The 18,255-nt window shown below is 55.1% G+C and carries 20 protein-coding genes and 4 tRNA genes; 11 read left to right on the top strand and 13 right to left on the bottom strand.

All coding sequences use genetic code 11. The features are described from left to right. Positions 1 to 526: 526 nt before the first annotated feature. Both KSF73_09605 and KSF73_09610 read left to right on the top strand, forming a co-directional pair. On the top strand, positions 527 to 667 hold the full coding sequence (locus KSF73_09605; GenBank protein MBV1775971.1) for a hypothetical protein: 141 nt from the start codon (positions 527 to 529) through the stop codon (positions 665 to 667). 97 nt (positions 668 to 764) lie between these two features. After that, positions 765 to 1,673 carry an acyltransferase gene (locus KSF73_09610; GenBank protein ID MBV1775972.1) on the top strand — a complete coding sequence of 303 codons (909 nt, stop codon included), beginning with the start codon at positions 765 to 767 and terminating at the stop codon, positions 1,671 to 1,673. A gap of 28 nt (positions 1,674 to 1,701) precedes the next feature. Here KSF73_09610 and KSF73_09615 read toward each other — a convergent pair whose 3' ends face one another. Further along, a complete protein-coding gene (locus KSF73_09615) occupies positions 1,702 to 2,607 on the bottom strand; it encodes an HDOD domain-containing protein (protein MBV1775973.1) in 906 nt (301 codons plus the stop codon). Between the two features lie 90 nt (positions 2,608 to 2,697). Between KSF73_09615 and KSF73_09620 the strand changes: the two genes are divergently transcribed. The 5 genes from KSF73_09620 to KSF73_09640 all read left to right on the top strand — a co-directional run bounded on the left by KSF73_09620 (position 2,698) and on the right by KSF73_09640 (position 6,892). Further along, positions 2,698 to 3,702 (top strand): sulfate ABC transporter substrate-binding protein, encoded by a 1,005-nt coding sequence (locus tag KSF73_09620; GenBank protein ID MBV1775974.1) that lies wholly within the window; start codon positions 2,698 to 2,700, stop codon positions 3,700 to 3,702. A 168-nt stretch (positions 3,703 to 3,870) separates the two neighbouring features. Then, positions 3,871 to 4,449, top strand: coding sequence for a hypothetical protein (locus KSF73_09625; GenBank protein MBV1775975.1), 579 nt, complete (start codon positions 3,871 to 3,873; stop codon positions 4,447 to 4,449). Between the two features lie 9 nt (positions 4,450 to 4,458). After that, positions 4,459 to 5,946, top strand: coding sequence for a PAS domain S-box protein (locus tag KSF73_09630; GenBank protein MBV1775976.1), 1,488 nt, complete (start codon positions 4,459 to 4,461; stop codon positions 5,944 to 5,946). 24 nt (positions 5,947 to 5,970) lie between these two features. Further along, complete coding sequence (locus KSF73_09635; GenBank protein MBV1775977.1) at positions 5,971 to 6,522, top strand: hypothetical protein; 552 nt, start codon at positions 5,971 to 5,973, stop codon at positions 6,520 to 6,522. A 175-nt stretch (positions 6,523 to 6,697) separates the two neighbouring features. After that, on the top strand, positions 6,698 to 6,892 hold the full coding sequence (locus tag KSF73_09640; GenBank protein ID MBV1775978.1) for a hypothetical protein: 195 nt from the start codon (positions 6,698 to 6,700) through the stop codon (positions 6,890 to 6,892). A gap of 23 nt (positions 6,893 to 6,915) precedes the next feature. On the opposite strand, the gene KSF73_09645 is transcribed toward KSF73_09640, so the two are convergent. Together KSF73_09645 and KSF73_09650 are read right to left on the bottom strand one after the other, a co-directional pair. Beyond that, on the bottom strand, positions 6,916 to 7,794 hold the full coding sequence (locus KSF73_09645; protein ID MBV1775979.1) for an alpha/beta hydrolase: 879 nt from the start codon (positions 7,792 to 7,794) through the stop codon (positions 6,916 to 6,918). Between the two features lie 120 nt (positions 7,795 to 7,914). After that, complete coding sequence (locus KSF73_09650) at positions 7,915 to 9,618, bottom strand: SgrR family transcriptional regulator (protein ID MBV1775980.1); 1,704 nt, start codon at positions 9,616 to 9,618, stop codon at positions 7,915 to 7,917. A gap of 124 nt (positions 9,619 to 9,742) precedes the next feature. On the opposite strand from KSF73_09650, the gene KSF73_09655 reads away from it, so the two are divergent. Next, positions 9,743 to 10,477 carry a transporter substrate-binding domain-containing protein gene (locus KSF73_09655; protein MBV1775981.1) on the top strand — a complete coding sequence of 245 codons (735 nt, stop codon included), beginning with the start codon at positions 9,743 to 9,745 and terminating at the stop codon, positions 10,475 to 10,477. Positions 10,478 to 10,627: 150 nt separating this feature from the next. Here KSF73_09655 and KSF73_09660 read toward each other — a convergent pair. The 5 genes from KSF73_09660 to KSF73_09680 all read right to left on the bottom strand — a co-directional run bounded on the left by KSF73_09660 (position 10,628) and on the right by KSF73_09680 (position 11,995). Next, a tRNA-Glu gene (locus tag KSF73_09660) sits at positions 10,628 to 10,703 on the bottom strand. Between the two features lie 50 nt (positions 10,704 to 10,753). Continuing rightward, a tRNA-Ala gene (locus KSF73_09665) sits at positions 10,754 to 10,829 on the bottom strand. 86 nt (positions 10,830 to 10,915) lie between these two features. Next, positions 10,916 to 10,991: transfer RNA gene (locus KSF73_09670), tRNA-Glu, on the bottom strand. Positions 10,992 to 11,051: 60 nt separating this feature from the next. Then, positions 11,052 to 11,127: transfer RNA gene (locus tag KSF73_09675), tRNA-Ala, on the bottom strand. A 106-nt stretch (positions 11,128 to 11,233) separates the two neighbouring features. After that, positions 11,234 to 11,995 (bottom strand): outer membrane protein assembly factor BamD, encoded by a 762-nt coding sequence (locus KSF73_09680; protein MBV1775982.1) that lies wholly within the window; start codon positions 11,993 to 11,995, stop codon positions 11,234 to 11,236. 28 nt (positions 11,996 to 12,023) lie between these two features. Here KSF73_09680 and rluD point away from each other — a divergent pair, with 28 nt between their 5' ends. The 3 genes from rluD to KSF73_09695 are packed head-to-tail and all read left to right on the top strand — an operon-like array spanning position 12,024 to position 14,094. Then, on the top strand, positions 12,024 to 13,010 hold the full coding sequence (gene rluD, locus KSF73_09685; protein ID MBV1775983.1) for a 23S rRNA pseudouridine(1911/1915/1917) synthase RluD: 987 nt from the start codon (positions 12,024 to 12,026) through the stop codon (positions 13,008 to 13,010). Next, the gene (pgeF, locus tag KSF73_09690; protein ID MBV1775984.1) at positions 13,007 to 13,750 is read left to right on the top strand and encodes a peptidoglycan editing factor PgeF; all 744 of its coding nucleotides are present in this window, start codon (positions 13,007 to 13,009) and stop codon (positions 13,748 to 13,750) included. Before rluD ends, pgeF begins: the two co-directional genes overlap by 4 nt. Further along, a complete protein-coding gene (locus KSF73_09695; protein MBV1775985.1) occupies positions 13,747 to 14,094 on the top strand; it encodes an SMI1/KNR4 family protein in 348 nt (115 codons plus the stop codon). Before pgeF ends, KSF73_09695 begins: the two co-directional genes overlap by 4 nt. Before the next feature lie 14 nt (positions 14,095 to 14,108). Here KSF73_09695 and KSF73_09700 read toward each other — a convergent pair whose 3' ends face one another. The 5 genes from KSF73_09700 to KSF73_09720 form a co-directional block, all read right to left on the bottom strand. Next, positions 14,109 to 14,621 (bottom strand): DUF3299 domain-containing protein, encoded by a 513-nt coding sequence (locus tag KSF73_09700; GenBank protein MBV1775986.1) that lies wholly within the window; start codon positions 14,619 to 14,621, stop codon positions 14,109 to 14,111. A gap of 33 nt (positions 14,622 to 14,654) precedes the next feature. After that, a complete protein-coding gene (locus KSF73_09705; GenBank protein MBV1775987.1) occupies positions 14,655 to 15,842 on the bottom strand; it encodes an ABC transporter permease in 1,188 nt (395 codons plus the stop codon). Beyond that, positions 15,839 to 16,429, bottom strand: a complete 591-nt coding sequence (locus KSF73_09710) for an ATP-binding cassette domain-containing protein (GenBank protein MBV1775988.1) — start codon at positions 16,427 to 16,429, stop codon at positions 15,839 to 15,841. The genes KSF73_09705 and KSF73_09710 overlap by 4 nt, the downstream gene beginning before the upstream one ends. 65 nt (positions 16,430 to 16,494) lie before the next feature. Then, positions 16,495 to 17,385, bottom strand: coding sequence for a zinc ABC transporter substrate-binding protein (locus KSF73_09715; protein MBV1775989.1), 891 nt, complete (start codon positions 17,383 to 17,385; stop codon positions 16,495 to 16,497). Between the two features lies 1 nt (position 17,386). Continuing rightward, positions 17,387 to 18,253 carry a metal ABC transporter permease gene (locus tag KSF73_09720; GenBank protein MBV1775990.1) on the bottom strand — a complete coding sequence of 289 codons (867 nt, stop codon included), beginning with the start codon at positions 18,251 to 18,253 and terminating at the stop codon, positions 17,387 to 17,389. Positions 18,254 to 18,255: the final 2 nt, after the last annotated feature.

Here is an 18,255-nt window from a genome sequence, read left to right on the forward strand (position 1 = left end):
TCGATGAGTCCGGGGGATTTTTTGTATCTGGTGCCGGCTTTTCTACCTTTCAAGCGTATTCACTCAACGCTCGCCTCGCAAATTGTGCATTTCGCTCCCCGTTTTCTGCATGTGGTCGCAATCAGGCAGTACTGGACAGACAGTCCTGCCATGATTCACTCATCAAAACACGGCAACGTAAGGAGTAACACCATGAAATCACTGAGTTTATCTGCCCGTCTGGTCACTGTCGTTTGCGCCTTGATTGTGTCCCTGACCTTTATGCAAGGTTCGATCAAGATGTTCGACATCACCCAGCCTGCTGCTGCATCACAGCAACTCGTTTAATCACCTGAGCAAAACCCTTTTACGCATTTAATAGGAGCATCATCATGCAAACCCTGAACCTGTCTTCCCGTCTTGCCATGGCCATGTGTGCGCTGTTTATCTCCCTTGCAGTAATGCAAGGCACGGTGCAAATGTTTGAATTGCCAGCAGATCAACCCATTAGCCAGCTCACAGCTTAATCAAGAAAAGGAGTTGTATCATGAAATCGCTGACCCTAACCAAGCGCCTTGTAACGATCACCTGTGCACTCATTGTCTCGGTTGTGTCGTTTGCCGGAACGGTGGAAATGTTTGAACTGAATTCCGTCGCAAAAGCAAGTGTGACCGAGGTGCGCGCATGAGAAAACACACTCGCATCCTCTGTGTTTGCGCTGAGCTAAGCAAAATTGCCGGATGGGCAGGTAGAATGCCGCTTTCGTCTCAACTGAAGGGCGTTTCATGCTCGGCTTTCTGCCTCCCGCAATCCGTCTGGCGATCTCAGCAGTCCTGCTGACCCTGAATGTCGTAATTTGTTCGGTCCTGATTGTTGGACTGGGATTATTCAAACTTGTCCTGCCCGTCAAACCTGTTCGACAGGTACTCGACCGTATTCTGAATACCATTGCCGAGCAATGGATTGTCAATAATGGGTTCTGGATGGCACTTGCCGGTAAGATCGACTGGCAGGTAGAAGGTCTGGACGGCCTGCAGTACAAAGGCTGGTATTTGGTTGAATCCAACCATCAGAGCTGGGTGGACATCATTGTCCTGCAAAAAGTCCTCAATCGCCGCATCCCCTTTCTCAAGTTTTTCCTCAAGCGAGAGCTGATTTATATCCCGTTTATTGGCCTGGGATGGTGGGCGCTCGACTTTCCATTTATGAAGCGCCGTGATGCAAACTGGCTCATGAAGCATCCGGAAAAGCGGGGTGAAGACCTTGAAACCGCTCGGAAAGCGTGCGAAAAATTCTCGCTTGTTCCTACGTCGGTGATGAATTTCCTGGAAGGCACCCGGTTTACGCCTGCTAAGCACGCCAAGCAAAAGTCGGCCTATCAGTATCTACTCAAGCCCAAGGCTGGTGGAATCGCCGCTGCAATGAATGCGATGGGTTCGCGTTTTAACGCCTTGGTAGATGTGACCATCTATTATCCGGACGGCATTCCGACGTTTTACGATTTACTGGCAGGGCGCATTAAGCGCGTGGTGGTAAATATCAAGCAGCACCACATCCCTGCACATTTGTGTACGGGAGACTATCTTGGCGATTCGGCATTCAGGAAGCAGATGCAGGAGTGGCTGCATGAACTTTGGCTTGAAAAGGACGCAGTGCTGATTGAGCTGCGCCGGAAATATGGTCAACCGGACTGAGTCGGGAGGCGGGCCGGGCGGTCAGTGACTACACCAGAGACGGGCCTTTACGTAGCTCGTCTCCGAATTCCTCCATTTCTGACGGGTGAATACCCAGCTCTCCGAGTACGGCCTGCTCGGCCTGTGGCCAGCCCAGATCCAGTTCATTCAATACATGGGCACGTAGTAAGTGCTCTGCCAGACGTGCCGTACTCACTAGTCGTGCTGCTTCGCGTGAAACAGACTCATGCTTGCCAATCGCTGCAAAATCGTGGTGCATCAGCACGCCTTCAGCGAAGTGCTCGGGCATAAACCATGTTCTTGCCAGCAAATACCCCACCACCGTATGTGCCGTGGCCCGGCTCCGTTCCTCTATCTGGGTAAAATTCACCGGATCGGCCATGGCACGAGCCAAGGTATTGATGTAGCTGCTGAAGCGTTGCGCCAGCACCGGAATACCGCTATCCCTGAATAAGCAGAACAAATACGCCTGATCGGGTCGGCAGAGATGCCACGTTTTTGCCGCCTGACTGGCAATACTGCCAATTCGCCCTGATTCTTCCCAGAAGGTATGCAAAATGGGAGGCAATGGCAGCAATTGCTTGAGTGCAACGCTCGTGACAATGCTTTCCAGATTGGCAGCTCCAAGCACCGTGACAGCATCCTTAAGCGAATCCAGTGTTCTGCCTGCAAAGCCTGGCGAGTTAGCTACTTTGAGCACGGCCGCAGCCAGACCAATGTCTCGCCCAATAATCTGCCCGAGCGTTTGCAGGTCAGCTTCTTTGGCTTGCGCAGCGCGAAAGTCCGCCAGCACGGACGGCAAGGGGGGCAGCGTCAGGCTTTTCAGGAGCTTGTCGGTTTTTGCTTCGTTCAGATCGGCAGACACGATCACGGCCTTGGCAGAGGGAATGTTCTTCAGTGTAGGACACTGGCGGGATTTGTCTTGATATTCCATTTTGGAATTTATAGATCATCTGTAATTACTGTACCCAAATCTGACGGATCTCTACACTTCGCCTCCATATTCAAATCAAGCTGGAGTACGTTGGTGAAAAAGTTGGCTTTGACAGTGGTATTGATCGCAAGCGTGCTGTCAACCGGCGTACAGGCTGCCGGACGTGAATTGCTGAATGTGTCCTATGACCCGACTCGAGAGTTGTTCCAGGACTTTAATAAGGCTTTTTCGGCGTATTGGAAAAAGACCGCCAATGAAGATGTGACTATACGGCAGTCCCATGGTGGCTCTGGTAAGCAGGCACGTGCGGTGCTGGATGGTCTGGAGGCGGATGTCGTGACACTGGCGCTTGCCTACGATATTGACGAGCTCTCCGCTAAAGCGCAGCTATTGCCGGCCAACTGGCAGTCACGTTTGCCGCAGCGCGCATCACCTTATACATCCACCATCGTGTTTCTTGTGCGCAAGGGGAATCCCAAGCAGATTCGGGATTGGGGGGATCTGGTGCGTCCCGGTGTGCAAGTTGTGACGCCTAATCCAAAAACATCTGGTGGTGCCCGCTGGAATTACCTCGCTGCGTGGGGGTGGGCGGTTTCGCAACCCGGAGCCAGTGACAAAACCGCACGGGACTTTATCGCCAAACTTTACGGTAACGTCAAAATTCTGGATACCGGCGCCCGTGGTGCAACGGTGACGTTTACCGAACGTGGTCAGGGCGATGTGCTGATCGCTTGGGAGAACGAAGCATTCCTGGCGCTCAATGAAGCCGGTGGCGCCAATAAATTTCAGATTGTGGTTCCCAGCAGCTCTATTCTGGCCGAGCCGCCCGTTGCCGTAGTCGATAAGAATGCGAACAAACACGGTACCGCCAAGGTGGCGCAAGCGTATCTGCAGTATTTGTACAGCCCGGTTGGTCAGGAAATTGTGGCAAAGCACTACTATCGTCCGACGGACGCTACGGTTGCGGCAAAATACGCCAGTACCTTCCCCAAGTTGAAACTGTTTACGATCGACGAAAAATTTGGTGGCTGGCAAAAAGCGCAGAAAGCCCATTTCGACGATGGTGGTGTATTCGACCAAATCTATCGTCGCTAAATCTAATTGCTGCGCCATACGAGAGTCAGCCAGCTGCATCCCAACGCCCGCCCGACAAGCGGGCGTTTTTACTGACTCAGTGATCACCACTTGGTGGCATTTTTTGTATTTGCTGTTTTGTCCTCACGCGCTTCCTTGTCTATAACGAGACTCTGAAAGGTGTGACCAATGAGCCAGACAGATAACTCATCAGAATACAGAGGCAGCAGGGCCAATACGCCCGATCTGGACTGGAGCCAGGTTGGCGAGACCGTGCTGATTCTCGAGGTGGTGGCTGGACAAGTGATGGCCGCGATGCGCGATAGCGAGGATTCGGTCGATCATCTGGCGGCAACCTTTACCAGCATGGGCGGCTATGTTCGCAACATGAGCGAACTGGTACGTGAAATACCGACGACCCCCGAAAACGCCGCCCAGAAGGCTGCGCTGCTGGGGATAACCGAGCAAGTCGGCTCAATGATGAATCAGGCTGTGGTGTCCTTCCAGTTCTACGACAAAATGGTGCAGCGATTGTCACATGTCGTGGATGGCTTGGACGATGTAAGCGATTTAATCAGCGATCGTGCACGTCTGTATGTGCCAACTGAATGGGCTGCGCTGCAGGCGAGGTTTCGCTCGAAGTTCTCAACGATTGAAGAGAGGGCTTTGTTTGACGCAGTATTGCTGCAAGGTGTTCCTGTAAAGGCTGCGCTAGAGAACTATGTGGCCGCCCTGCAGGATAAGGGTAACGATATCGAACTGTTCTGATCAGCCTACATGCCTTTCAAACCGAGTCCTGCACCAGAAGTTCATGTCCTGGAAAGCCTGATTGTCTTTAGCAGGGTAAAGGTCGCGGTTTGGCATCCGGAGGGGGCGTGCTGGCAGGTGTCTCCCGGATTGAATCTTTCACTCGGATTGCCAGAGAGCTGGGGCGAGTGGTCCAGTGATGCATGGAGCCTACTCCTGCACGATGATGACCGCGCCAATGTGCTTGCAGCACTACAATCTTGCACAGACGGCCAATCCATCAAGCTGGTCAATGTCCGAATCAAACGTCGCGATATGGGCTGGTCGTGGTTCAACTGCAATTCCTTCTCTGCTGGCAAGCAGCCAGTCCTCGTGTTCGATGATGTGACCATTGCGAGACAGGACCGAGCAGCGCTGCTGGATAGTCATGTCAAATTGCGCGGTGTATATGATGCTGCGCCTGCCGCCATTATTTTCTGGGGCAAGGAAGGCCGGATTTCCGACTGGAATCCGATGGCTGAACGCATGTTTGGCTGGTCGACTGACGCCATGATCGGTCAGAAGCTGGTTCCCATTCTGATCGAACCTGCTCATTACGATGCGTTTGCGGGCGCCGTCAATTTTGCTGCGCGTGGCCATCAGGTCGGTCAGGTGACGTGTCGCTCGCTCAAGCAGGATGGCAGCGTCATTCATTGTGACTGGCGAACGGTGGCCATATACGGGGCGTCCGGCAAACTGAGCGGCTTATTGTCACTGGTCACCGATGTAACTGACATGATTGCAGCGCAGGAAAGCCTGCTGCGAGCTAAAGAGCAAGCGGAGTCACTTAATCGGGCCAAATCCGAATTCCTGCTGGTAATCGGGCATGAACTCAGGACACCGCTGAACGGCGTACTGGGGATGGCGCAGGTGCTTGAAAGCATCGCATCCGAAGAAGAACAGACCTATATCCAGCCCATCCTCACCTGTGGCCGTAATCTGCGCGATATCGTAGATTGTGTGAACGACTATACCTCCATTGATGCGGTTACGCCGGAAGACGTGCGGGAGGCGTTTGATCCTGATGATCTCGCCGCCAATCTACTGGATCAATTTCGCGCCGCAGCGACGGAAAAGGGGTTGGCACTGTCGGCTACACTGGCGGCTTCTGTGCGCCTATCCGGGGATAGACGCGGCATTGAGAAGATCCTCAGAATCTTTATCCAGAATGCCATCCACTTCACTAAAAACGGACATGTTCAGGTGACCAGCGCAACGGAGGGAGGGGACGGGGCGCCAGTCACGCTTCGACTCTCTGTGCAGGATACCGGTATCGGCATTGATGCCGAGCGGCTGCCCAATCTGTTTGCACCGTTTTCCCATGCGCAGGATGTCAAAACCAGAGCCCAGGGGGGCATTGGTCTCGGACTCGCCCTGGCGCGCAAGCTGGCCGATCGCATGCAGGGTCGCCTTATTGTGAGCAGCGAGCTCGGTGTCGGATCGACATTTTCATTGGAAGTCGAGCTGGCGTCTATCTGACGGGCTTGCAGGCTCAGTCACACTATGATCGAATGCCAGCCATTCAATGGTCAGGCAAAAATCAGCATGCATCTTCCGCATATCGAGTCATGGGCCGAACAAGCCCATACCCTGTTCGAACTCATTAATCCCGGCTTTCCGGATCGTGCCGATGAGCAATATCAGGCCTTTCTGGATGAATTGGCCGCGCACGATGACGATGAATTCGCCAGTACAGTTGATCTGATGAATGTCGTGAAAGACATCATTGATGGCGAGTCGGCATGCCAGCTGAATTGGCGTGCAGGACCCGAATTCGTGGAAGGTATGTTGCGCGTGCTTGAAGGCATGGGCGAAGAAATTGACTGGGGTGTGGACGATCCACTGGATGATGACTGGCTCAAGGCAATGACTGTACCAGAACTGGTACTACGTGCCGCCGATGGTTTGCAGGATGCAGGCTATACGCTGTGGTGCTGGCAAATTGATCAGGAGCATTTTCTGGCCTGGCTGACGCAATCAGTATCCGAGAGCGAAATGGCCAGTTTGGTGGATAGTCTGGGTCTGGGTGTTTGCGTTGCAACAGATTTATTTTAGTAAATAAAATCAAACGATTGCGAATTTTGTTCTGCGGAAAGTCTATGGCATGATGTTGCTGTGCAGCACACTTGCGAGCGCACAACTGTCATGATTGGCTGGCAAGCTGCGCACATATTGAGATCGGGTGTATGTACCGGATCTTGATCACTTTGAGTGTGTGCAGGAGAACATCATGTCAGCCATTTTCTTGCAAAATCGCCATGTAAACCACGACACCGTTCGGGTGAGGTATGCATGGTTGCCGATCCGCAGCTGGTCAGGCTTTTCCCCATTCTATGAGCGTACGGGTTGGTACTGGATGCGAAATGTTCGCGAGGTATCAATGGGGAATGGGCGCTGGATGGCCCACTCCGATTTGAACGAGTAGCGAAGGCGCTTTCTGTGCCCCCATCACCTGGGCAGGGGAGAATCCGCTCCCCTGAATGCCCAGCGAAACGCATTCAGGGCCGATGGTTCGTAAATCGTTTGATGGAGCTCTTGTGGCATCTCATCGAAGCGATGGCGAATACCCGCATGGTTGCCGTGGCGGATCATACCGGCATACGATTTAACGCTGTCGTCATTGCCGTTGCCGCTGCTTGATAGGTAGATCGTGGCTGTGAGATCCGGATGCGTCTTCAGAAAAGTCGCAGTGTCCTGTGTCAGCTGGCTGTTGTTCCACCATAGCGAGGGATCAATGGCGATATAGGCGCTAAACATCTCAGGTGATGCAATCAGGGTCTCAAGGGCAAACAAGCCCGCCAGCGATTCCCCGACAATCGCGCGTTCAGGTGTCACCCGGTAACGAGATTCAATGACTGGAAACAGCTCGTCCCGAATGAAGGCACGAAATGCTGCCGAACCGCCTGTACGCAAGGCGATTTTGCGATCAGCTTCTTGGGTAGACGGGCCTGTCAGGTCTCGCCTGCGTTCGGTATTTTCGATACCTACCAGAATAAACGGGCGCATGGTGCCATTGGCCAGAGATACCTGCATGAGTCCTGCGACATGCAGGAAATCTTCTGCCATGCCGCCATCCGGCATGTAAATGACGGGCAACTGGGCATTCGGGGATTCGCGATAACCTGGCGGGACATAGACATTGATACGCCTGATTTCGTTCAGATGCCGCGAACTGATCGTAAATGATTCTCCCAGCGTGATTGGTTGAGGTGCTGTAGCGGAAATCGGCTGGCGAATCGCTGGTTGCTCGCAATATGCATAAATTGCAGACGCACCGAGGATTGCCGCCGTGACTGCGCTCTGTTGCCACTTTATCAGACTGTTCAATTCACTTTCCCCTCTGCTTGTTCTTGAGCCGAATGCTGGCTGATCGGAAACAGCATCTTAGCGTTGCAAAGGATGACCGCCATGCATAAAAGCGGAAAAGTCTTCACAGGTATTTCCGCTTTATGGCGCGCTATCAAACCAGATCCGGCGAAAGTCTAACCAACCGCTTGCGTTGAGACAGAGCCCGTTCATCTGTGGAGGCGCAACTGCATATTGGCGGGTGTGAAGCAGAGGGATCATCGACGCCTCCGCAGTGAGTTGCCGGAAGGCTTGTTCGAGCAGCTGATGTTGATCCTCGATGCGAGACGTGCCGGATGCCGCCATCACGCTACGCTGCAGGTTGGCTCGCTGGTCTGCAGATAGCCAGGCATGGAGCATCGAATTGCCGTTCAGGATGTCTCGCAATCCAAATCGAATGTCGTCCAGCACCAATTCGTAGCCGATGGCGATATCTGATTGATGCCACGCTTGCTGTCCGTGGAAATCATCATAGTCCAGAAGGGAAAGCACAATCCGGTAGCCTTTATCTCTCAGTGTAGCTGCAAGATGCTCTGCGAGCTGCTGGCTACCGTCCTGTTTCGGACTGATCATGTGCAAGGTCGCAGGCGTCAGTCGTGCGCCAGTCTGTCTATCCTCGACGTGCAACCAGTCGGGCAGAAAACCCTGTGCAAGCGGACGCTGGGTCATGACCGAGAGCGGGATAACGCTTTGACGAAGTAGATGGGCAAATGCTTGTCTTGATTCAAGGCTGGCAAAGATAGGGGATGCGGGATTCAAGATCGCGAAATCGCATCCAAGCTCGGGTTGCTGCAGCAATTGCCAGTCCGGTGGGATAGCTTGATCAGGTAAGGCACGGAAATGACTGTCAAATTGACGAGCATGCATCGCCGGCAAGGTGTTAGATGCCTCCAGAAACCAGAGTTCGACCTGATCAAGGAGTGTGCGTTCGCGAAAATACCCATCGAATCGGGATAGGCGTGCCTGCCAGGGGGTATTCCGTTCTATTCGGAATGCGCCTGCAGAAACGGGGCGCTGACTGAAATCCGCTCGCAGCCAATCATCTTCCGGCACAACCATGCCTGCGCAGCTGGCCAGCAAATTCGGCAGGAGATGATCTGGCCTAGAAAGAAGCAAGTGAATGGTATCCTGTGTGGATCCAATCGTCTCAATATGGGCAAATGATTGCCGATGCGGGCCTTCGGTGATGCGGGCTCGTTCGAGGGTGGACACAATGTCGCGCGTGCGAATGCGGCGGCCATCATGGAAATGCAGGCCGGGACGCACATTGAAAGACCAGTGAATGCCAGCCGCATCATGTGTCCAACGGTGAGCGAGTGCGGGACGTAGCTGATGCAGCTGCTCGTCGTATTCGACAAGTCCACAACCGACTTGTCGCAGGATATGCAATTCAGGCCTGCGATTTGCCTGTAGGGGATCAAGGCTGGTCAGGCTGCGATGAAAGGGCATGCGCAATACGGTACCGCTAGATGCATCTATGCAGGTGGACAGCAGCATGCCGAGGGCATCCAGACGCGCGCGTGGCACCGTCTCCAGAAATGCGGTATCTAGCTTGCCTGCTTCTATGCGTGAGCGGATGTGCTGAAGTCGGAGTGCTGACGGTTCTTTTAGCAAGTCGATCTGTGTCCGGCGTCCGCGCCCGCGCCCCGGAATTCTGCGTATCCAGCCGAATGCTTCCATTTGCCCAAGTAAGAGTCGGGCATTGCGCACACTGCAGCACAGCATATCTGCGATGGCGTGCATATCCGGTGCCGGGCAAGCGGGCAGGTTCTGGTGCAGTCGCTGGTATTGATCAATCAGTCGCATTGATGCGGGAAGGAAAAGGCCGGTGACCGTGGCAGGATAAATCAGTTCAGCCTATTGCGGGGGAACATGCTATCAAATGCATCTGACGCTTGCTAAAGTGATGTGGAGGCGTGAGGAAATATATATGAAGCGGTACGCATGGGGATGTGTATTGATTGTGCTCTGCTGCGCGCATGCGCATGCGGCGTTAGCCACGCTGCGGGTGGGTTTTAGTAATAACAAGCCGCCTTATATTTTCGAAAAGGAACGCCGAGGGTTGGAGTACGATATCGTGGTATCGGCACTTGTAGAGGCAGGATTCGAGGTAAAGCCCTTCTTTGCGCCGATTGAGCGCCTTCATGTCATGATTGCGCACAGACAACTTGACGCTATCACCACGACCAATTCCCAGTCCGGGCTGACGCTTGCTTATTCCGATCCGTATATCGAATATCAGAACTATGCAGTCGCCTTGTCAGCACGAAAGGTAGAGCTCAATCAGATGGCGGACTTGGCCAACTACTCGGTCAGCTCATTTCAGCGTGCGCGAAAGTTGCTCGGACCAGAATTCGAACAAGTCATGATCAATCATCCAAAATATGTGGAAGAAGGTGATCAGGGTGTTCGGAATCTGCTGTTATTTAGTGGGCGAGTTGATGTGGTTGTGGGCGAGCGCCGTATTATCGAATGGTTTAGTGCCAATCGGCCTGGTAAGGTGAATATGCGGCAGCCTGTCACGTGGTACAAATTGTTCCCACCGACATCGTATTCGGTTGGATTTGTACGTGCAGACTATCGCGATCTGTTCAACGTGGCTCTGGCCGGCATTCGTCGCAAGGGGCGCTACGCAGACATTGAGCGGCGTTATGAAAACGATTAAGCGTACTTGGCGAGGTACTTGAAGGAGGGCTGCGATGCAGGTTGGCGGTCCGGGCACGCGGCATGAATTCACGATGGCGTCGATAGTGTTTGAAATGCAAGCGCCAGACATGCAAAAGCCCGATCCTGAGATCGGGCTTTTGACTTGTGGTGGCGTCCCCACGGGGATTCGAACCCCGGTTATCGCCGTGAAAGGGCGGTGTCCTAGGCCTCTAGACGATGGGGACCTGGCCTGTTTGAATCAGATTGCATACTGCACAACACTGACTCGAATACTTGGTGGAGGTAAGCGGGATCGAACCGCTGACCTCTTGCATGCCATGCAAGCGCTCTCCCAGCTGAGCTATACCCCCAAGGTATTTTGATACTTGGCAAAACAGATGGTCGGGCTGTTTTGTTGCATCCGGTATCGCTACCGGCAATGGCTGACGCCATGTTTTGGCGTCCCCACGGGGATTCGAACCCCGGTTATCGCCGTGAAAGGGCGGTGTCCTAGGCCTCTAGACGATGGGGACAGTGGCCTTCGAGTTGAAGCAAGTAACCGTGAGGTCAATCTTTGCTGCATCTCTGAATTTTGGTGGAGGTAAGCGGGATCGAACCGCTGACCTCTTGCATGCCATGCAAGCGCTCTCCCAGCTGAGCTATACCCCCGAAATTCGTCTCTTCCGGTTCGCTGCGACAAGCGCGGTGCGTTTCAGAAGAGACGCGCATATTAAGCAGATTTGCACATTCTGTAAAGCATTTCGTGCAAAAAATTTTACCAGAAGCGATACCAGGCACGTGTGCCGAAGATCTGGTTTTCGGTTAGTATCGAGTTCGGGTAGTTTGTTTTCAAGACCTTACGTGCATCATCGGCCAGCTCTTTCTGGTTCAGGCGATCGTAAGATGCCGCCATAATCAGTAGCGCAACTTCCACACGATTGGTGGTACCGTAGTTTTCAATGACATATTTGGAGCGATTAGCGGCAGCCAAATATGCCCCGCGACGGTAGTAGTATTTTGAAATGTACAGTTCACTATCGGCCAGTGCCGTGATCAGGTAGGCCATGCGATCACGCGAATCTTCGGCGTACCGGCTATTGGGGAAACGATTCACCAGATCATGGAAGGCTTCGAAAGATTCCTTGGCGGCCTTTGGATCGCGCTCGGCCATATCCTGATTGGCGATTCTTGCAAAGAAGGATTTGTCTTCGATAAAGTTAATCAGACCCTTCAGATAGTAGGCGTAGTCCGCGTTCTGATGGGTCGGATGCTGCTTGAGGAAGCGATCCAGACTCTGCAGCGCAGCAGCGGGTTCCTGATCCTTGAAATTGGCATAGGCCATTTCCAGTTCGGCTTGCTGGGCATAGCTACCGTAAGGATACTTGGCGATCAGCTGCTCGTAGGTTTTAACTGCAAGCTGGTAATTTGAGTTATCCAGCTCGGTCTTGGCACTTTGATACAGTTCTTCCGCACTGGCGTGCTTGATCTTTTCTTTATCCGGGTCGGTGCCACACGCTGTTAAAGCAAGTGCGAGCATGACGGCGAACAACGGTACAATGCGTTTCATGGAAAACCCTGTATCAAATTCTCAGACAGAAGCCGAAGATTATAACGATTCGGATGACAGAATCGCACTCGAAGTGCCACAAGATTGTGCTGGTGGACGCCTCGATGCGGTTTTGGCGCGACTATTACCCGAATTTTCCCGCAGCCGTCTTGCCAAATGGATCACCGATGGCAAGGTGTTGCTGGCTGGAGCAGCTGTTCAACCCAAGACAAAAGTCTGGGGCGGCGAGCTGATCGAGGTCGATATTGAACCCGACCCGCAGGAGCAAGCCTTCGCACCCGAGCCCATCGACTTCCCCGTGATTCACGAGGATGCTGCGATCATTGTCATAGACAAGCCTGCAGGGCTAGTAGTTCACCCTGCTGCAGGAAACTGGCAGGGTACACTACTCAATGGCCTTTTGTATCGTTATCCGGAACTCGGACACATCCCGCGCGCGGGCATTGTGCACCGGCTGGACAAGGATACCAGCGGGTTGATGGTGGTTGCGCGTACGCTGGCCGCCCAGACCGACTTGGTGCGTCAGCTGCAGGCCCGCACGGTCAAGCGCCAGTATCTGGCGATTGCACAGGGCGTGCTAACGGGTTCGGGTACGGTGAATGCGCCGATTGGACGGCATCCGCGAGATCGTTTGCGCATGGCGGTCGTGCCCACCGGCAAGCCCGCTGTCACGCACTGGCAGGCAATTGAACAGCTCGATCGTCATACGCTGGTGGAATGCAAACTGGAGACAGGGCGGACCCACCAGATTCGTGTACATATGGCGCATATTGGCCATGCGCTGGCGGCTGATCCCGTGTATGGCGGTAAGGGCATGGCTGCAGAACCAGAAGTGGCGGCTGCGCTGAACGTGTTTGCGCGACAGGCACTGCATGCCTTGCGTCTGGGGCTGGTGCATCCTGTGTCCGGCGAGCATGTGCAGTGGGAAAGCCAGATGCCTGATGATTTTTCGACCTTGATGGCTGCTTTGAGGACACCTGCATGACTGACTGGCTGAGCGCAGCACTGGTACCCGACTGGCCTGCACCAACGCATGTTCGTGCGATCTCGACGACGCGGGCAGGTGGCGTGAGTGAGGGCGACTTTGCCGGCTTCAATCTAGCGACGCATGTCGGGGATGCGCCTGACGCCGTCGCGGCCAATCGTGCAGCACTTGCCACCCATACAGGTGCGGCTGCGGGTTGGCTGGATCAGGTACATGGCACGCGGGTGGCACATCTCGATACGCTGGATAGCCATGTGGTGCCGGATGCCGATGCCAGTGTGGCGACGCTCCCCGGACGTGCTGCTGTGGTGATGACAGCGGATTGTTTGCCGGTGCTGTTCTGCGACGAGGCGGGTACGGTGGTGGCCGCTGCACATGCTGGCTGGCGCGGACTATGCGGTGGCGTGCTAGAAGCAACGGTGGCTGCCATGCAGGCGACATCTCCGGTGATGGCGTGGCTCGGGCCTGCCATCGGGCCGGATGCGTTTGAAGTCGGCGGTGAGGTGCGCGAGGCCTTTATGGCGCATGATCTGGCGGCGGAAGCGGCCTTCAAACCGGGAACGCATGAAGGTAAGTGGCTGGGTGACTTGTACTTGCTGGCACGCCAGCGGCTGGCCTCAGTTGGTGTCTCCGCCGTATATGGTGGCGGGTACTGTACGTTCAGCGACGAACGCTTTTTCTCCTACCGCCGTAGTCGTCAGACGGGGCGGATGGCGAGTGTGGTGTGGATTGCGCAATGAAAGACGAGTTACTCATGCAGAGCGCATTTGGCAAAATTTTCATTGATGCCAAGCAAACAGAGTTTGGAGTCATTAGAGAAAGCAGTAAGCCGCATCCGATTGAATTGGCAGGGATGCATGTTTTTGCGGAAGATGGCTGTGGTAACTATTTCGTGCAAATGGCTAACAAGATTTATTTTTGGGATCATGAAACGGGTGACCAGATCTTACTCGCGGATTCCCCTGAAGTTTTTCTAAATGGGTGTAAAGAACCTACCGATGTAGATATGCTGACCGTGAAAGTTGAATCAGCTTGGATCGATCCGGAATTTGCCAAGCTATTTGGCGTTTCACTTAAGTCGTGATGTTGAATGAATGCTCACTTCACCTCTTTCGCCGCCGACACCCGGTAATACAAGCCCATCGGATCGTTGTGCAGCACTTCAAAGGTGCCGGTGAGTTCAATGGCATCGTAGCTGTAGCGAATCGGAGCGGCGGCGCGCACTTCGATGACTTGCTCGGGGCCGCCCGGCAGGCAGAATGCACAGGTGGGTGGCGTGGCGGTCAGGATAAAGCGGCTCTGCTTTTCGCCCATGCCGAGCGGCAGCATAAAACCATGCAGCTTCACTACCTTGTTATGCAGTGACTCGATCTGCTTGTCGTACGTGACCACATCGTCTGTTTTGCCCGTATCGACCTTGACCATCGCCAGCGTCTTCCACGACACAAATCCGCTCTTGTCCTCAACAGGCTTGCCCACGACTTCAGTCACGCCAAACATCGCATTGCCCTTGGGCGCGGGGCCAGCGGGCAGATTGCCGGGTAAATGGTCGCCTGCGATGCTTTGGAGGCAGACGAGCAGGGCGAGGAAGGGAAAGTGACGGGCGATCATGTCGAATGCTTTCGGATATCTAATCTAAATGTCTCACTGATTCGCCAGCACCAGCGCAATATCGGTGCGATAGGCACGGATGGCGGGAATCAGGGCGGCGAGGGTGCCGGTGACGGGGGCGGTCAGCAGGATCAGCCATTCAGTGTTGAGCCAATGCCAGCCGGTGAGATGCAGTGCAGGCGCGAGCTGGAGATGGCCCGCACCGCTTAGCGCGAGATGACCGAGTCCCAGCCCGGCTAGCGTGCTGATCCCGGCCAGCAGCCAGCCCTCCAGCAGAATCACCATCAACAGTCCGGATGGGCTGCAGCCCATCATCCGCATGACCGCGAGATCGTGGCGGCGGGCTTCCAGTGTGGTGTACAGCGCCACAAACATCGACAACAGGGCGGAGACGGTCAGAATCACCGCAAAGCCGCGAAAGGCCTGCAAGCCAATCCCGACGACATTCAGCAGGCGCGCAGATTCCAGCGCAGGCGAGGTCGCTTGCAACTTGCTTTCGGCATTGATCTGGCGCGGGAGTTTCAGCACCGCGAGCGGCGTGGTGTATTGAATCAGCAGCGCGGTGATCTCGCGATCGGGATCGCTCGATGCAGGATGTTTGTCATGATGTTCATGCACAGCCCAGACGCTTTCCAGACTGGTGAGTACCAGATCGTCCAGTATGGTTCCCGTCGGGGCCAGAATGCCTGTTACGCGATAGGGATGATCATCGTGATGCTCGCCGCCTTCGCCCAGCCCATGACTGCCAGCAAAGGTCTGGCCGGGCTGCCATCCGGTGTGACTGGCGACATTGGCTCCCAATACGACCTCTAGTGGCGCCTGCCACAGGGCGCCGCTCACCAGCTTGCCTTCGTAGAGCTCGATATAGTCGGGCGTGGTACCGAGAATACGATGTCCGGCGGCGCTATCGCCCATGGAGATCGGGATGGCCCGCGCAATCAGCGGGTGACGTGCCAGCTGGTCGGCTTCGGCCTTGGGGATATTGCCGGTGGGGATGTCGGCCTGATACACCGACGACAGGATCAGCTGCAAAGGACTGCCTTTGGCACCGACCACCAGATCAATGCGCTCGCCATCGCGCAGCATGCGATCCTGAAGCTGGGCATCGAATTGCAGGATCAGTACGACAGTCGCTACACCCAGTGCCAGCAACACGATATTGAGTACACTGTGCAGCGGGCGGGACAGCACCTGTCTGAGCGCGAGTCTAGCCAGATTCATGATGCGGCCCCCAGATCAATCTGTCGGGGGAGGCGAGCTTTGACGCGGCTATCGTGGCTGGCAATGAGCAGGGCGGCCTGATGCGAGTGTGCTTGCTGAATCAGTAGATTGATCACAGCGTCGGCCGCTGCATCGTCGAGGTTGGCTGTGGGTTCGTCCGCCAGCAGCAAGCCCGGTGCATTGATCAGCGCACGGGCAAGGGCGACGCGCTGGGCCTGTCCCTGCGATAGAGCGGCCGGACGGCGGTTTGTCAGCATATGGATATCGAGCGCATGCAAGAGCGTATCGATCCGTGCCGGATCGGGCGGGAGACCTGCAAGGTGCCTAGCTAGCGCGATATTCTCGGTCGCGTTCAGGCTGGCAATCAGATGAAAACGTTGCGGTAAGATGCCAATATGGCGGCCTCGGAAGCGATCCAGTTGGCGGCTGTTTAATGAGGTCAACGATTGATCGTGTACGCGGATGTTCCCTGTCTGTACTCGCAGCATGCCGCAGATCAGCGACAAGAGCGTGGTTTTGCCGCTACCGGACGGGCCACACAAAACAGCGGTTTCACCGGCTTGCAGGGTGATATAGGGAAAGGACATGCGCGTACCATTCGCATACGCATGACTGAGCCCTCTGACCTCCAGCATGCCACCCCCTTGTTCGATTATCTCGTACTCGCGCGGTTTGCCTGCATGGCGCTGACGAGTGTGCTGACATTGTATCGCAGCATGTCGACCACATGATCCGCGCCCTGACCCGGTGCTGAAAGCGCATCGGTATAGAGTTTGCCCCCCGGCTTGAGTCCCGCCTCGCGGCCAATTTGTTCCATCAGGCGCGGATTGGCAATGCTCTCGATAAACACCGCTTGAATGCCGGAAGTACGCACTTGCCGCACCAGCTGTGCGATATCGCGGGCGCTGGGTTCGGATTCGGTACTGATACCTTGGGCAGGCAGCAAGGTCAGGGTGTAACGCTGTGCCAAATACGCCAGTGAATCATGTTGCACGATGGCACGACGCTGTGTGGCGGAGAGCGCGGCGAATTGCTTGCTGGCTTGTTCGTCCTGCTGCTGAATCGCCGCAATCAGGCCATCGGCGCGGCTTGCAAAAAGCGTTGCGTGCGCTGGATCAGCCTTGCTCAGCCCTGCCTGAATATTGCGCACATAGGTCATCAGCCGCTTGGGATCGTGCCAGGCATGCGGGTCGGCAATACCGTTTCGCAGCAGCGCTTGAATGCCGACAGAGGCGACAATCTGGACGCCTTTGAAACGAGAGGCTTGCAGCAGGCGCATCTGCCATCCTTCAAATCCCAGTCCGTTCAAGACCAGTACCTGTGCCTCGCTGACCTTGCGTACATCCTGCGGCGAAGGTTGATAGACGTGGGTATCGCCATTGGCGCCGACCAGCGTGGTCAGTTCGATATGTTCGCCACCAATGCTGTGCGCCAGATCGCCCAGAATACTAAATGACGCCACAACCTTGATGGGTGCGGCGTGAGCCAGTGTGCAAATGAGCGCAAGGCAGATCGCCCGTGCGCCGTAAACCATCATACGCATATCAGTTTTCCAGATGCCGGTGCGGCAACAAGCGTTGCAGCAAACCGCCCTGTGTCCCGACAAAAATCGACGCACAGTACACCAGTCCCGCGCACAGAATGATGGCGGGTCCGCCCGGCAGGTTGGCGTGATAAGACAAGAGTAGCCCACCATAGGCGGACACCAGCGCTACGCCAACCGCGACTGCAATCATGCCCGGCAGTTCGCGTGCCCAGAAGCGTGCGGTGGCTGCGGGTAGCATCATCAGGCCCACGGCCATGAGTGTTCCCAAAGCCTGAAAACCAGCCACCAGATTCAAAACTACCAGAATCAGAAAAGCGAAATGCGCCAGCGAGCCACCGCCGCCATGCACACGCAGGAAGTCAGGATCAAAGCTGTCGACCACCAGAATGCGGTAAGACAATGCCAGCGCAATCAGGGTCAGCGAGGCCACGCTGGCCAGAAACAGCAGGGCAGGGACGTCGACCGCCAGCACCGATCCAAACAGGATGTGCATCAGATCGACGTTATTGCCCCAGCGCGAAATGATCAGCACGCCTAATGCCAGCGAGATCAGGTAGAACGCCGCAAAGCTGGCATCCTCCTTCAGGCGCGTGGCGCGGGAGACCATGCCGGAGCCAAGGATGACGACGATCCCGGCCAGTAGACCGCCAATACTCATTGCGGTCAGCGACAGGCCGAATGCCACAAAGGCAATAGCAGCACCTGGGAGAATGGCATGACTCATGGCATCACCCGCCAGACTCATGCGGCGCATGACCAGAAACAGGCCAATGGGCGCGCAGCTCAGTGCCAGCGCCAAGCTGCCTGCCAGTGCATTGCGCATAAAGCCGAATTCGGCAAATGGTTGCCAGAATAATTCGTACATGA

This window comes from Burkholderiaceae bacterium DAT-1, from assembly GCA_019084025.1.
Lineage (GTDB): Bacteria > Pseudomonadota > Gammaproteobacteria > Burkholderiales > Chitinimonadaceae > DAT-1.

Coding starts and splice junctions, on each gene's coding strand:
- KSF73_09655 (MBV1775981.1), top strand. CDS start 9,743: ATGAAGCGGTACGCATGGGGATGTGTATTGATTGTGCTCTGCTGCGCG.
- KSF73_09605 (MBV1775971.1), top strand. CDS start 527: ATGAAATCGCTGACCCTAACCAAGCGCCTTGTAACGATCACCTGTGCA.
- KSF73_09635 (MBV1775977.1), top strand. CDS start 5,971: ATGATCGAATGCCAGCCATTCAATGGTCAGGCAAAAATCAGCATGCAT.
- KSF73_09630 (MBV1775976.1), top strand. CDS start 4,459: ATGCCTTTCAAACCGAGTCCTGCACCAGAAGTTCATGTCCTGGAAAGC.
- KSF73_09640 (MBV1775978.1), top strand. CDS start 6,698: ATGTCAGCCATTTTCTTGCAAAATCGCCATGTAAACCACGACACCGTT.
- KSF73_09705 (MBV1775987.1), bottom strand. CDS start 15,842: ATGAATCTGGCTAGACTCGCGCTCAGACAGGTGCTGTCCCGCCCGCTG.
- pgeF (MBV1775984.1), top strand. CDS start 13,007: ATGACTGACTGGCTGAGCGCAGCACTGGTACCCGACTGGCCTGCACCA.
- KSF73_09715 (MBV1775989.1), bottom strand. CDS start 17,385: ATGCGTATGATGGTTTACGGCGCACGGGCGATCTGCCTTGCGCTCATT.
- KSF73_09700 (MBV1775986.1), bottom strand. CDS start 14,621: ATGATCGCCCGTCACTTTCCCTTCCTCGCCCTGCTCGTCTGCCTCCAA.
- KSF73_09625 (MBV1775975.1), top strand. CDS start 3,871: ATGAGCCAGACAGATAACTCATCAGAATACAGAGGCAGCAGGGCCAAT.
- rluD (MBV1775983.1), top strand. CDS start 12,024: ATGGAAAACCCTGTATCAAATTCTCAGACAGAAGCCGAAGATTATAAC.
- KSF73_09610 (MBV1775972.1), top strand. CDS start 765: ATGCTCGGCTTTCTGCCTCCCGCAATCCGTCTGGCGATCTCAGCAGTC.
- KSF73_09680 (MBV1775982.1), bottom strand. CDS start 11,995: ATGCTCGCACTTGCTTTAACAGCGTGTGGCACCGACCCGGATAAAGAA.
- KSF73_09650 (MBV1775980.1), bottom strand. CDS start 9,618: ATGCGACTGATTGATCAATACCAGCGACTGCACCAGAACCTGCCCGCT.
- KSF73_09710 (MBV1775988.1), bottom strand. CDS start 16,429: ATGTCCTTTCCCTATATCACCCTGCAAGCCGGTGAAACCGCTGTTTTG.
- KSF73_09695 (MBV1775985.1), top strand. CDS start 13,747: ATGAAAGACGAGTTACTCATGCAGAGCGCATTTGGCAAAATTTTCATT.
- KSF73_09615 (MBV1775973.1), bottom strand. CDS start 2,607: ATGGAATATCAAGACAAATCCCGCCAGTGTCCTACACTGAAGAACATT.
- KSF73_09720 (MBV1775990.1), bottom strand. CDS start 18,253: ATGTACGAATTATTCTGGCAACCATTTGCCGAATTCGGCTTTATGCGC.